This is a genomic window from Mycoplasma sp. 'Moose RK' (genome assembly GCF_015708155.1).
GTDB lineage: Bacteria > Bacillota_I > Bacilli_A > Mycoplasmatales > Metamycoplasmataceae > Mesomycoplasma.
The window spans coordinates 783,662-797,754 of the sequence record NZ_JADDYD010000001.1; the positions used below are offsets into that span (position 1 = coordinate 783,662).

A 14,093-nucleotide genomic window follows, 5' to 3' on the forward strand; every position below is an offset into this window, starting at 1 on the left:
ATCCTAATTAAGAACTAGTTTCTTTGATATCTTTTTGTTCTTGTTGTACTTCTTTTTCTTTTTTATTTATATCAGGATTTGGTTCAATATTAGTTTTTTGATCTGTATTTTTTTCTTTGTTTTCTAATTGAGTTTCTTTTTTAACTTGATAATTTGGATCTAATTTTGCCAAAGGGAAAAATCCCGATAAATCAAGTCTAAAATTTTTGCTTGCTTCGACAAATTCTTTGTTTTTTTTATCCCAATATTTTTGCTTTTCTTCTTGTTCTTTTGCAAAATTTTCATGAAACTTTTTTATTCCCTCCGCTTCTTTTTTAAGAAATTCATCCCAATATTTTTGCTTTTCTTCTTGTTCTTTCCTTCAATTATCCCAAAATTTTTTGTTTTCTTCTTGTTGTTTTTTTTCTTTTTCCTTTTTAGCAAGATTTTCAGCTTCTTTTTGAGCCTTTGATTTTCAAGTATTCGGGTTAATTATCCAATTAACAACCGCAATAGTAAATGCTCCACCGGCCATTACTGTCCCAATTGACAATCACAACTTACTTAACATTTTTTTGCCCGCCTCCTAATTAATATCTATTAAAATTATAAGGCAAAAAGGAGAAATAATGTCTAAATTTTTACAAAAAAATAGTTTTTATTTTGTAGAAGAAAAATCAATTTTGCTTGAAAATCTAATGAAAAGAATCGAAGAAGAGGATAGGAAATTTTTGGAAAAAATTAATCAAATTCAAGGGCAAGGTCTTCATTCGAAAATCAAGCGAAAGTTAAAAACTGAATATGGAAAAATCCAAATTGAAGTTAATAGATATTGGAAAAAGATTCTAATCGGTGATGAAAACGGCGAAGTCATTGGAACAAAAAGGAAAGTTTTCTATTGTGATTTTTGGAATAAATTAGTCCAAAAAGGTAGAACCATTACTAATTCACTGATTAAAAAAATTCTTAATCTTTGATATGAAGTTAAATATGGCACAGCAATTTCGCGGATTTTTAATAAAACAATTTCAACTACGTCAGTTAATTTAATATTAAAAAAAATTGATACAACTAGCTATTTAGAAAGCTTTCATGAACTAAGTGTTACTCAAAATTATATTAACTTAGCGGTTGATGATAGTTATAGCAAAATCGTTCAAAATCGAAAAATAATTAAGGTTAAAAATCGAATGCTAGTGTTATATTTAGGCAAAAAAAATGGAAAAGTTTTTGGTAAAACTAATATTCTTGAAGTAAGAAAAACAAATAGCCCTAGCTTTAGAATTGATCAACTTGCAGAAATTGTTAAAGATACAATTTGGCGTGTTTATAATAAAAATCTAAAAATTATTGTCTATGGCGACGGGGCAAAATGAATAAAAACACTTGCAAAACAATTAGACGGAATTTATATTTTAGATAAATTCCACCTATTAAAAAAGTTATCCGATTTAGTATCTTTAAAGAATAATAGCTCGTTAAATCGTATTTTGTTTAAAGATAAATTCCCACAACTTTATCAAAAATTATTAGGTTATTTTGAAAAAAATCAAGGTGATAAAGTTGTTTTTAAACTTCGTCAAATAATAAAATATCTTGAAATTATAGCAACTAAAAATCCTTGACTTTTTAGTAGGATCAGACAAAAAATCGAAGAAGTTGAAGACTTTTTACGCTATGTAATGTCTAATTCAGCTGCAGTTAGTCAATTATTTTTATTTCAGAATGCAAGTAGTTATACCGAAAGTTTTGTTGCAAATTTAGTCAAATATAATACAAAAATTAAATACTCAACTTTTTCTTTTCCTAGATTTTATAACCATTTAAAAATAAATCATATGCTTAAAAATACTAATTTAATTTTAATCTAAAATTGTTGTTTTATAAATTTTTTCATAAAATAAAAAACAAAGAAATAGGTAGTAATTTTTATCATAATAATTTTATTTTCTAAAAAATATAAAAAAATTCTCTTTTTTAGAGTACAAATTTTTACTATTTTTTGATTTTTCTATGATTTTGTAAGTTTTTAAAAATTTTTTACTATTTACTTTGTAAATAGTAAAAAATCCAAAAAACCCAAATCTATAAAAAATTTAAAAATATTTTTTAGATTTTTTTAGATGTTTTAAAAATTTTTATAGTATTCTTAAATATACCTTGTAAGGTATATTTATTTCCAAAAAAAACCGGGCGTCTTCCGTTAGGGAGGGTTGTCGCTTCCGGCATCTTTAAAGTTAGCCTTACTCGAAAAAATTTTTTGATTTTCTTTTTTTTTGATATAATTTAAACGAGAGGCGATTCACAAATTTTGCTAGCCTACTCAAATGCTTTAATTTTTATTTTTTTTTGTTATAATAACATACTTAAGTTAACTAAATTATTTCAAGGCAATTAAAGCAAATTTAAATTTTGCACATATTTTTGTACTAATGCTGATACAAATTTTAACAAACTAATTAAAAAAGGAAGAATATGCAAAAAATCAACGTCCTACAAAATGATATAAATCTTGATAATGATAATGACTTGATAAACATGACTGATATTTCAACTGATTCTGGAGAAGTATCAATTGTTTCAAAGCAAAAATTATTAGAAGCTGGTGTGTATTTTGGGCATAAATCTTCACAGTGACACCCAAAAATGGCGCAATTTTTACTAAAGAAAAAGCGCAATGACACACATATAATTGATGTTTTAAAAACTCAAAAAATGCTTGAAATTGCCTATAAATTGGTTGAAAAATTTGCGCAAAAAGGTGCTAAATTTATTTTTGTTGGTACAAAAAGACAAGCAAAAAAAGTAATTGAAGAACAAGCAATTAGAACAAATTCAATTTATGTGTCAGGGCGCTGACTCGGTGGAACTCTCACAAATAACAAAACAATTTTATCCCGCCTCAAAAAAATGGAAGAACTAGAAGAACAAGCAACTACTAATTTTGAAGGTTACACTAAAAAAGAAGGTCTACTAAAGCAAAAACAACTCCAAAGATTGCAAAAAAATCTTAACGGTATTAAATCACTAAAAGATGCGCCACTTTTTTCACTAATTATGTTGGTTGCTGATCCAGTTAGCGACATGATTGCAGTAAAAGAAGCTCGAAAAAAGGGTATAAAAATCATTGGTATCACTGATTCAAACGTTGATCCTTCACTTGTGGACTTTGGAATTCCGGCAAATGATGATTCAACAAAATCAATTACTTTAATTTTTACAATTCTTGCAGATGCAATTTCGCACGCAAGGGGTGGAACAAGACTTTTTGCATATCAACCTAGCGAACAAGTAATTCTTCCGGAAGATCCTGAAAGAGAAAATAAAAATTTTCGTTATCGTAAAAATTCGAATGAAAAATTCGAAAAATTTAGACAAAATTCGCGAAATTTAGCAGGCCAAAGAAGCTTTGAAAAATCTAAATCCAACCAACAAAATGAAATTATTACTGAATCTGCTCAGTAATTAATTAAAGTTAAAAAAGGAGTAAGACATGTCAAATAATGAAAAACTAGCAAAAATTAAAGAATTAAGGCAAATTTCAGACGCTCCTTTTGTTGATTGCAAAACAGCACTTGAAAAAACTGACTACAATATCGATGCTGCAGTTGCTTGATTAAGTGAAAATGGAAAAACCAAAGCACTTAAAAAATCAGGGAGAATTGCTGCTGAAGGACTTGTCCTTGCAGCGTCAAACGAAAATTTTGCCTTAATTTTTGAATTAAATTCCGAAACTGATTTTGTTGCAAAAAACAAAAATTTTATTGATTTACAGCAAAAAATCAAAAATCTTTTACTTACTAATGATTTTGAAAATTTGGATCAAGCACTTTCAATCAAAGATGAATCTGGCAAATCAATTTCAGAATTATTAGTTGATGCGACTGCGACAATGGGAGAAAAAATTTCCCTTCGCTGAATCTCAAAAACAAAGGTTTTTCCGAATCAAAATGTTGGAATTTACACTCATGCCAATGGTCAAATTGCAACAATTACAATTTTGGAAAATGGTGATTTTGAAACTGCTAAAAGTGTTGCAATGCACGCTGCCGCTTTGAATCCAGAATTTATTTTTAAAACTGACATTCCTCAAGAAAGACTTGAACAAATTACAAATCAATTTTCAAATTCACCTAATTTAAATAACAAACCTGAAAAAATTAAACAGACAATTTTGCAAGGAATGATTGAAAAGGAGTTGTCAAAATTTGTTCTTGAATTTCAACCTTTTGCCATGGATTCAGCTGTCTCTGTTAAAAAGTATATTGAATCAAGAAGTGCAAAATTGCTGAAAGTTGTTCGTTTTGAAGTTGGTGAAGGTGTCGAAAGACAAGTTGTTGATTTTTCTGCTGAAGTTCAATCACAAATTCAAGAAGCTAGTAAAACTAGTCAATAGTAAGCAAATTGAAACTTAAAATTAAGAAAGACGGATAAAAAATTTTCCCTAAAAATTTAAGGAAAATTTTTCCATTTTTTTACTAAAATGCTAGATTTTTTAACTAACCGGATTCAGTCATCTCTAAAAAAAATCCAAAAATCAACAACAATAAATGAACAAGATTTGCAAGAAATTACACGTGAAATTCGTCTGGCATTACTTGAAGCCGATGTTAATTTGCTTGTTGTCAAAAATTTTATTGCTAAAGTTAAATCTCAAGTTTTAGAGCAGGGTTTGACTTCAAAATTGAATCCGCAGCAGGAATTTTTAAAAATTTTACACAATAATTTAGTTGAGGTTCTTGGGATAAATTCAAAATCAATAAATTTTAAAAAAAATCCCGCAAAAATTATGTTGGTTGGCTTGCAGGGTTCAGGAAAAACAACAACTTGTGCAAAATTAGCAGTTTATTTTCGCCAAAAAAAACATGCCAACAAAATTCTTTTGGTTGCCTGTGACACTTATCGGCCAGCTGCTGTTGAGCAGTTAATTCAACTTGGGAAACAAGTATCAATTGACGTTTTTTATGTTAATAAAAATCCTATTGAAATTGCAAAAGATGCCCTAATTCATGTGAAAAATGAAAATTATGATCTTGTAATTTTTGATACCGCTGGTCGACTTTCAATAAATCAAGAATTGATGGATGAACTTTTTGAAATTAAGAAAAACACTCATCCAGAAGAGATAATTTTCGTCGCTGACTCGCTTTCAGGACAAGATGTCATCAATGTTGCTCAAACTTTTCATGAAAAAATTAACTTAACAGGTTCGATAATCACTAAACTGGATTCAGACGCGCGCGCGGGGGCTGCGCTTTCAATTACACATTTGCTAAAAATTCCGATTTTGTTCGTTGGAACTGGCGAAAAAATCTCTGGAATTGAAGTTTTTCATCCCAGCCGCATGGCTGACAGAATTTTGGGAATGGGTGATGTGATGTCATTTTTGGAGCAAGCAGAGGCCAATCTTGACAAACAGACTGTCAAAAAGCTGTCAAAAAGGATGTTTTCTGGTCAATTTAACCTTGATGATTTGTTAAATAGTTTGGAACAAATTCAAAAAATTGGCAAATTTTCAAAAATAATTAAAATGATTCCTGGCCTTTCTGGAAAAATTGACCAAAAGCAACTTGATGATGCTGAAGAAAAAATCAAAATTTACAAAATTTTGATTTCCTCAATGACAATTGAGGAACGAAAAAAACCAAAACTTTTGAAAAATGCAAATCGACGCCAACGAATTTTACGTGGCTCAGGTCGTTCAAGCATGGAATTTAATCGCTTGGTTAATGAATTTGAGGCAATGTCAAAAAAAATGAACGAATTTTCCACAAAAAATTTTAATTTTGATTCATTACTAAAATAAAATTTACCGACTTAAAGAGGGCTAAAATGGCAAAATTTGCGAATTATCAAAATTTCACTAATCATTTAAAGGAGCTTGGCTTCGTTTTTCCGAGTTCGCAAATTTATGGTGGACTCGCTAACTCTTATGATTATGGTCATCTTGGCGTACTTTTGGCAAAAAATATTGAAAATTTTTGGTCAGATTTCTTCATTAAATCTGACCCAAATGCCTTTTTTATTGATACAAAAATTTTGTTAAACCCAAAAGTTTGGCATGCTTCTGGCCATATTGCCAATTTTACAGATTTACTTGTTGAAAACAAAATCAATAAAAAACGTTATCGAGTTGACCATCTTTTGGAACAATTTTTCCCAAATCTTGAATTTGAAAAATTGTCTCAAAATGAAATTTTTGATTATTTAACACAAATCAAAAATTTCGACAATTCAACAACAGATTGAACTATTCCAAAAAAATTTAATTTGCTTTTTGAAACCAATCAGGGTGTAATTGAAAGTGAAAAAACACCAATTTTTCTACGCCCTGAAACTGCGCAGGGAATTTTCATAAATTTCAAAACTATTTTACGAACAACAAAAAATCAATTACCGCTTGCAGTTGCACAAATTGGAAAATCATTTCGTAATGAAATTTCGCCTGGAAATTTCATTTTTCGCACTCGCGAATTTACGCAAATGGAATTAGAAATTTTTGTAAATCCTGAAAATGCTGATGCTGTTTTTACAAAACAGATTGAAAAAATAAAGATTTTTTTACAAAAAATCGGTTTTAGCGATAACTCACTAAAGTTGGTGCACCACAAACCCGAACAACTTGCACATTACTCAAAAGCAACTGCTGATTTTGAATATAATTTCAATTTTGGTTGAGGTGAATTAATTGGAATCAGCAACCGAGGTGATTTTGATTTGCAAAATCATATGGAAAAAAGCGGCGAAAGTCTTGAATTTGTTGATTCAGCTTCAGGAAAAAAAATTATCCCTTACATAATTGAACCATCTTTTGGACTTGATCGGCTTTTATTGGCAATTTTAGAAGAAAATTTTTGATTTGATGAAGAAAAAAAGCGACATTTATTCCGCTTTCCGTTCAATTTATGCCCCTACAAAGTTGCAATTCTGCCTCTAGTAAAAAAATTTTTACCAGAGGCAGAAAAAATTTGATTAAAAATTAATTCCAAATTTTCCGCAACTCTTTCAGTTTCAGGCTCAATTGGCAAAAGATATTTTTATCATGACTCAATTGGGACTTTTTTTTGCATTACTATTGATTATGAAACTTTGGAAAATCAAACAGTGACAATTCGTTTTCGTGACTCTACAGAACAAAAAAGAATCAAAATTGATGACATTTTTAAATTTATTGAGGAAAAAATCGTTTAATGAATAAACAAGAAATAGCCGCGCAGATTATAAAAAACGCCGATATTTATATGCTAATTTCACAAGATGTTGCTTTAAAAAAGAAAGGAACAAACTACTTTGGCCTTTGTCCTTTTCATGAAGACACAAATCCATCTTTTTCAGTTTCAGTTTCCAAACAAATTTTTAAATGTTTTTCATGTGGTGAAGCGGGAAATATCATTAAATATGTGATGAAGTCACGTAATTTTAGTTTTCAAAACACAGTGGAATTTTTAAATCAAGAATTTAATTTGCAATTAAATCTTGAATCTCTAGATTCAAAACCAGCAAGAAATTACACTGAAATTGAACTTCAAGCGCTGCGAGCTCATGAAAATAGTGCTAAAATTTTTGTTACTGAGCTTTTTGGCAAAATTTTTGATGCTAAATTAATAGGGCCAAATTCGGAAAAAAGTCTTAAAATTCAAAGCTTTTTAAAGAAAAGAAACCTGAATCGCCAAATTATTGAAAAATTCAAGATTGGGTGAGATCCTGGAAATATTTTAAAAGATCGGCTTGTTAATTCAAATCTTAAATTTGACGAATTAGTTTTGCAAAATTATTCACTTTTAAATAATTTTGGTGGCGATTTTTTTCAAAATCGCCTTGTTTTCCCAATTGAAAATGATGAAGGAAAAATTGTTGGATTTTCAGGAAGATGCTTAGAAAATGAAAAATGTGAACCAAAATATTTAAACTCAGTTGGGAATAGTCTTTTTTCAAAATCAGAAATTCTTTACAATTTCGCAACCGTAATTAAGGAAACAGCGTCAAAAGAGTTGATTCTTACCGAAGGGTTTTTTGATGTAATCGCTTTTTACAAGGCCGGAATTAAAAACGCAATCGGACTTATGGGAACATCTTTGAGTAAAAAACATTGCCAAATATTGGCTGGCCACGACATTATAATTGCACTTGATGATGACAATGCCGGGAAAATTGCAAGCATAAAAACAGCAAGAATGTTAGCTGAAAACAACATAAATTCTTATGTTTTAACTAATTTAGAAGGCCTTGACCCTGACGATTTTTTTAATAAATTTGGAGCGCAGGGCTTAATTAAATTATTAAAAAATCGTCAAAATTCAATTGATTTTGCCTATGAATTTTATAAAAATGAGATAGTTAAAAAAACAAGTGAAGAAATTAAAACATTTATTAAGCAATTCAAACCTTTTTTAGAGTTTCTGGGTCGAAAAAATGACAAAACAACGCTTGGTTTTTTTCTCAAGAAAATGGAAAATGAGCTGGGAATTCCAGAAAAAAGCGTTGATATTCAACTAAAAAATTATTATAAAAATGATTATGAACTTGAATTTGATGGCCATTTTTTGGAAAATACACACAAAAAACCGCCGAATTTACCGATTTTTCCAAAAATTACCCCAACACATTGCGAGCTGAAAACAGTTGCGCTGATTTTAAAAGATTTTATTTGGGGACAAAGAAAATTATTTAAAATTTTTCAAAAAATTAATTATAAATTTCTTGACCCTAAAAATGCAAATATTATTAAAAATCTCAATACTGAAAATTCAAGTGAAAATGTAAAAAATATTCTAATTTTAGTTGAAAATGAAATTAAACAGAACCTGATTAATGCGATTTATCAAGTAGTTGAAAGTATTGATGTGATTCCAAATAACCCTATAAATGAAAAGGAATTTTTAGAATGAATTTCCCATTGTGAAAGTCTTCGTGAAAGATTTAATAAAAATAATATGCAACAACGATTTTTGAATGACTCCGAAAATGAAACAACAAACGCAGCATTTGAAAGCATTTATCCAACAAATAAATAAACAGGAAAAGTTATGGAAATCAACAAAATTAAAAAAAACAAGTTAAAAAATGAAAAATTTACAGGAAAAAGTATTAAAATTTCAAATTTTGCAACTCATTTTTCTGCAAATTTGCACAAAAAAGTGAAACTGAATACCCAAATTGAAGCAAGTGAAATTAAAACACCGTCAAAAAAACGCTCTTTGTCTAAAAAAAATAAACCCAATTCTGAGTCTATAATGAAAAAAAAAGAAGAAAAAATAAGAAAAAATAAAGTTGTTTCTAATGAAAAAAAACGAGGCACCTCTTACGAACAAATTGAAAATTTCTTAGATAGTGTCAAAAATTCAAATCACAATTCCAATTTTTTGAGGAGTCTACAAGAATTTCGTTCTAAAGCGTTGGCAGAATTTGCAAAAATTTCTAATAAAAATTCAGAAAAAAAAGATTCAACAAAAAGTCAAAAAACAAAAAAAACTGGTGAAAAACCTGTAACAAAAAAATCTTCTAAAGCTGAAAAAACGAGAAAATCTGCAACAGAAAAAACAAAAACAAAAACAAAAAAAAGTGACAAAAAAACAGCAAATTCTGCCAAAAAAGTAGCTACAAAAAAGAAAGTAGCTACAAAAAAAACTGAAAAAACAATATCTTCCAAGAAAACTAGCGAAAAAAAGAATAGCAAATTAGAAACACAATATGAATTTATTCTCAAAAAATTAGAATCTAATTTGGAAACAAAGCGAAAAAAGGAAGCAAAAAAAACCATTACAAAAAAAGCGAAAAAAACAAAAATTTCTGATGCAACATACTTATCTTATGAAGAAATTTACAAATTTTTAGAGAAATTTAATCTTTCAATTTTAGACGAAGAACTTGACAATTTTTTTCAAGTTTTAATTAAGAGAAAAATTGTTAGTCCTGAGGTTGATGCTGCGGATCTTAGCAAAGTTTCAGAAGCTGATTTTGTTAAACAGATCAAAAAAACAGCTGAAAAAAGTGACAAAAAAACAATTAAAAAATTAAAAAAACCTACTCAAAATAATGACCATAATCTCGGCCATTCAGTTGATGAATCACTGAAAATCAAAGATGTTGACGATCTTGATTACATCACCGATGAAACCTCCTTACAATTCCGCAAGCCAAAAATCTACAGCGATGAAGTCTATCTTAACAAACTCACCGACACCAACGACATGATCAAATGATACATGCGCTGAATCGGAAAATACGGAAAACTTTTGAGTTCAGAAGAAGAACAGGAACTTGCTCGAAAAATGGAAATAAAGGGGCGAGTTGGGAAAAAAGCCCGCGATATGTTGATTAAAAGAAATTTGCGACTTGTTGTTAACAGCGCAAAGCGCTACAAAAATCGCGGGCTCGGATTTATTGATCTGATTTCCGAGGGAAATTTAGGAATCATTAAAGCTGTTTCAAAATATGACAGAACAAAAGGATTTAAATTTTCCACTTATGCAACTTGGTGAATCCGTCAGGCCATAACTCGTGCCGTCGCTGACCAAGCTCGATTGATCCGAATTCCGGTGCACATGGTTGAAACTATTAATAAAATTAACAAGGCTGAACGTGAATTGCAGCAAGAAACAGGGCTGAATCCAACTGCAAAAGAGATCGCTGAAAAATTAGGTGGTGATTTTACAGCTGAAAAAGTGGGTTATATTAAAAAAATTAATGTTGATCCAATTTCGCTTGATAAAGCGATCGGGAAAGAAGAAGATAGCTCATTTTCCGATTTTATTAAGGATGAAAATTTAATTTCCCCTGTTGAATTTGCAGAACGTGAAGAAAAATCAAAAATTTTGTTGCAAATGATTGATTCTATGCTTGATTTTGATGAAAGAGACTTTATCAAACGCCGTTATGGAGTTGGTACTGATGATAATGGGGTACCTTATCACGCTCACACTTTTGAAGAACTTGCAGCGATGCGACGCGTGACCAAGGAACGTGTTCGCCAAATCGAAGCAAAAATTTTGAAAAAATTAAGAACTCCACAACGTCGCTGGTCACTTCGTGATTTTTAAAAGATCTCATGAAAACAGAATTAATTGGTAATTTTTTGCTTGAAAAATTTCCCTTATCCAATTGTCAAAAATGAGACAATTGTGGTTGAAATCTTTTTTTTGACAGCCAGTTTAAAGGTCTAATTATCTGCATAGATGTGACAAAAGAGGTTTTGGAATTTGCGATCAAAAATGATTGTAATTTAATTATAAGTCACCATCCTTTCTTTTTTTATCCAACAAAAAAGGAAGAATTTTTATACGCGCCTTACAAAAAAAATCTTAATTTTCTTCTTAAAAAACACAAAATAAGCGTTTTTTCACTTCACACAAATTTTGATGGCACTGAAAATGCAACCGCATTTTCAATTGCCAAAATTTTAGATTTAAAATTTTCTAAAGTTGAGAAAATTGACGAATTTAACTTGTTGTTTCATGTAAAATTAAAGTACACTGAAATTCTCAAAAAATTCCGTTTTAATGCTAATTTAGAGACTTTTATTTCAAATATTGAGCAGAATTTTTTGATAAAAAAACTAGCAATTTTGCCGGGAAGTGGTGGAATTTTGCCCTGTTTTGCTGCAAAAAAAATGAAAGCAGACCTTGTGATCACTTCAGATCTTAAATGATCTGATCAATTGGCAATTTTTCACCGTAAAATCAATGTTTTGCAAATTTCACACCTTATTGAACAATCTTTCATTGAGGAAGTAGTGCAAATTTTAACAACAAAATTTGCTAAAATTAAAATACTAAAATTTCATCTAACTGAAATTTTAAAAAGGGAGAAAATTTTATGCTAAAACTTGGTTCACATGTTTCTTTTAAAAAACCTGATTATCTTTTTGGCGCCATCAAACAATCTTTGAAAAATGGCGCAAACACCACAATGATTTTTTTGGGTCCTCCCCAATCAACTTTCAGAGCAAAATTTGAAGACTACAAGTATTTTGAATACAAAGCCCAACTTGCAAAAAAAATTGCTCCTGAGGACATAATTGTTCATGCGCCTTACATTATTAATCCATCTAATCCAACAAAATCGCAGTTTTCCAATGATTTTTTAATTCAAGAAATCAGACGCATGAACCATATCGGCGCAAAAATTTTGGTTTTACATCCTGGTTCATACACAACTTTTTTGCCTCTTGAGGCAAAAAAACAACTGATTTCTTCATTGAAATTTATCTTGGAAAATACAGAAAATGTTGTGATTTCTTTGGAAACTATGGCCGGAAAGGGGACTGAAATTTGTACTAATTTTGAGGAAATTGTTGAAATTGTCGAGACAGTTAACTCCCCACGTGTTAAAATTTGTCTTGATACCTGCCATGTTTGGGATGCTGGTTATAATCTCAAAAAATATGAGGAATTTTGCGAAAAACTCGTAAAAACAAGGTTAATTAACTACCTAAACGTGATTCATCTCAACGATTCAGCATCAATTTTGGGTTCAAGAAAGGACCGACATGCAAATATTGGCAAAGGATTTATTGGTCTTGAGGTTCTCAAAAAAATCGTTCACGATCCGCTTTTTGCTGACATTCCAAAGATTTTGGAAACACCGTTTGTTGACAACAAACCAATTTATGACGAAGAAATCGCACTTTTGTTAAGAAAAGATTAAAAAACTGGAGAAAAAGTGGAAAAACAGGAAAAAATTCAGTTCCTTGAAGAATTAAAGCAACGGAAAATTCTAAAAGATATCACAAATCCGGAACGATTTTTCAATTTATGTGAAGAAAAAGGGGTTTATGTTGGTTTTGATCCAACGGCTGAATCATTGCATCTTGGAAATTATATTGCAATTTCCTTATTAAAAAGATTCAAAAAAAAAGGGATTAAAGTTCTTGCAGTTATCGGGGGTGCAACCGGAATGATTGGCGATCCTTCTTTTAATTCCAAGGAAAGAGTTTTGCTTGATAAGGCGACTTTAAAAAAAAATACTGAAAAAATTAAGGCGCAAATTGCTAGCTTCGGTTTGCCAATTTTCGATAATTTTCAAATTTATAGCCAAATGAATGTTCTTGAATTTCTTCGTGATGTTGGAAAAAATATCAATATTTCCTACCTTTTGGCCAAAGATTCTGTGGCCTCGAGGATTCAAACAGGCCTTTCATTTACAGAATTTTCCTACCAACTAATTCAAGGTTGAGATTTTAAATTTTTATATGAAAAAATGAATATAATTGCGCAAGCGGGTGGTTCTGATCAATGAGGAAACATGATGACTGGGCTTGATTTCATTCGAAAATCCAATTTTGAAAGAGGAGATGAAGCATTTGTTTTCACGACAAATTTGTTGACCGATGAAAACGGACAAAAATTTGGAAAATCGCTTGGCAAACCAATTTGACTTGATAAAAACATGTTTTCACCGTACAATTTGTACCAATTTCTTTTGAATCAAAGTGATTTACAAGCGGAAAAAATTCTTTACTGGTTATCCTTTCTTGAAATTGAAAAAATTAATTCACTAATTTCTGAGCACAACAAAAATAGGGGTGCAAGAATTTTGCAAAAACAATTAGCTCAGGAAATTGTTTTGGAGATTCATGGTGAAGCAGAATTAAGAATAGCGGAAAAAATTTCTAATATTTTGTTCAAAAACTTTGATTTTTCAAAAATAGGTTTTGAAGAAAAGAAAGAATTAAAAAAAATTCTGCCATACTTTTTAGTTCTTAATTTTTCACCTGATGACTTAGTTAAAAATGGTATTTTTCTTTCAAAAAGGGAATTAAACGAATTCATTTCCAATAAATCTTTAGAAATAAATGGCAAAAAAATTCTCGATATTCAGGAAATTTCTCCCAAACTTGCCGATTTTTTCGGTCTTTTTTTAGTGAAAAAGGGCAAAAAAGAATATTTTATTCTTGAAAGCAAAAAAAATTAAAATTTACATTTTCGATTTTTTGTGTTTTACACACCACGCAAAATACTAAAAAGTTTTTATTTGCTGCTTTTTGAACTAAAAATCAAAATATTTTTCATAAATTTTTCCATTTTTTAGCCAATTAAGGTGAATTAAATCCTAAAAAGACCATATTTTCAACACTTTTAGATTCTTATTTTTTAAAGGTTTTACTCTAAAAAATG

The 14,093-nt window shown here is 29.8% G+C and carries 11 protein-coding genes; 10 read left to right on the forward strand and 1 reads right to left on the reverse strand.

From position 1 onward, the window contains the following. Positions 1 to 7 precede the first annotated feature (7 nt). The gene (locus IM807_RS02970) at positions 8 to 550 is read right to left on the reverse strand and encodes a hypothetical protein (protein WP_196363046.1); all 543 of its coding nucleotides are present in this window, start codon (positions 548 to 550) and stop codon (positions 8 to 10) included. Positions 551 to 608: 58 nt separating this feature from the next. On the opposite strand from IM807_RS02970, the gene IM807_RS02975 reads away from it, so the two are divergent. The 10 genes from IM807_RS02975 to tyrS all read left to right on the forward strand — a co-directional run bounded on the left by IM807_RS02975 (position 609) and on the right by tyrS (position 13,890). Next, entirely contained in the window at positions 609 to 1,850 is a 1,242-nt protein-coding gene (locus IM807_RS02975) for an Mbov_0401 family ICE element transposase-like protein (RefSeq protein ID WP_196363047.1), read from the forward strand. Positions 1,851 to 2,454: 604 nt separating this feature from the next. Continuing rightward, positions 2,455 to 3,444 (forward strand): 30S ribosomal protein S2, encoded by a 990-nt coding sequence (gene rpsB / locus IM807_RS02980; RefSeq protein WP_196363048.1) that lies wholly within the window; start codon positions 2,455 to 2,457, stop codon positions 3,442 to 3,444. A gap of 28 nt (positions 3,445 to 3,472) precedes the next feature. Further along, on the forward strand, positions 3,473 to 4,375 hold the full coding sequence (gene tsf / locus IM807_RS02985) for a translation elongation factor Ts (protein WP_196363049.1): 903 nt from the start codon (positions 3,473 to 3,475) through the stop codon (positions 4,373 to 4,375). Positions 4,376 to 4,462: 87 nt separating this feature from the next. Further along, a complete protein-coding gene (gene ffh / locus IM807_RS02990; RefSeq protein ID WP_196363050.1) occupies positions 4,463 to 5,785 on the forward strand; it encodes a signal recognition particle protein in 1,323 nt (440 codons plus the stop codon). A 26-nt stretch (positions 5,786 to 5,811) separates the two neighbouring features. Continuing rightward, on the forward strand, positions 5,812 to 7,170 hold the full coding sequence (locus IM807_RS02995; RefSeq protein ID WP_196363051.1) for a glycine--tRNA ligase: 1,359 nt from the start codon (positions 5,812 to 5,814) through the stop codon (positions 7,168 to 7,170). After that, positions 7,170 to 8,993 carry a DNA primase gene (gene dnaG, locus IM807_RS03000; protein ID WP_196363052.1) on the forward strand — a complete coding sequence of 608 codons (1,824 nt, stop codon included), beginning with the start codon at positions 7,170 to 7,172 and terminating at the stop codon, positions 8,991 to 8,993. The genes IM807_RS02995 and dnaG overlap by 1 nt, the downstream gene beginning before the upstream one ends. A gap of 12 nt (positions 8,994 to 9,005) precedes the next feature. Further along, positions 9,006 to 11,018: an RNA polymerase sigma factor gene (locus IM807_RS03005; protein ID WP_196363053.1), complete on the forward strand. Its 2,013-nt coding sequence runs from the start codon at positions 9,006 to 9,008 to the stop codon at positions 11,016 to 11,018. Between the two features lie 8 nt (positions 11,019 to 11,026). Further along, the gene (locus tag IM807_RS03010; RefSeq protein ID WP_196363054.1) at positions 11,027 to 11,800 is read left to right on the forward strand and encodes a Nif3-like dinuclear metal center hexameric protein; all 774 of its coding nucleotides are present in this window, start codon (positions 11,027 to 11,029) and stop codon (positions 11,798 to 11,800) included. After that, on the forward strand, positions 11,794 to 12,624 hold the full coding sequence (locus tag IM807_RS03015) for a deoxyribonuclease IV (protein WP_196363055.1): 831 nt from the start codon (positions 11,794 to 11,796) through the stop codon (positions 12,622 to 12,624). The genes IM807_RS03010 and IM807_RS03015 overlap by 7 nt, the downstream gene beginning before the upstream one ends. 15 nt (positions 12,625 to 12,639) lie before the next feature. After that, positions 12,640 to 13,890: a tyrosine--tRNA ligase gene (tyrS, locus tag IM807_RS03020; protein WP_196363056.1), complete on the forward strand. Its 1,251-nt coding sequence runs from the start codon at positions 12,640 to 12,642 to the stop codon at positions 13,888 to 13,890. The last annotated feature ends 203 nt before the right edge of the window (positions 13,891 to 14,093 follow it).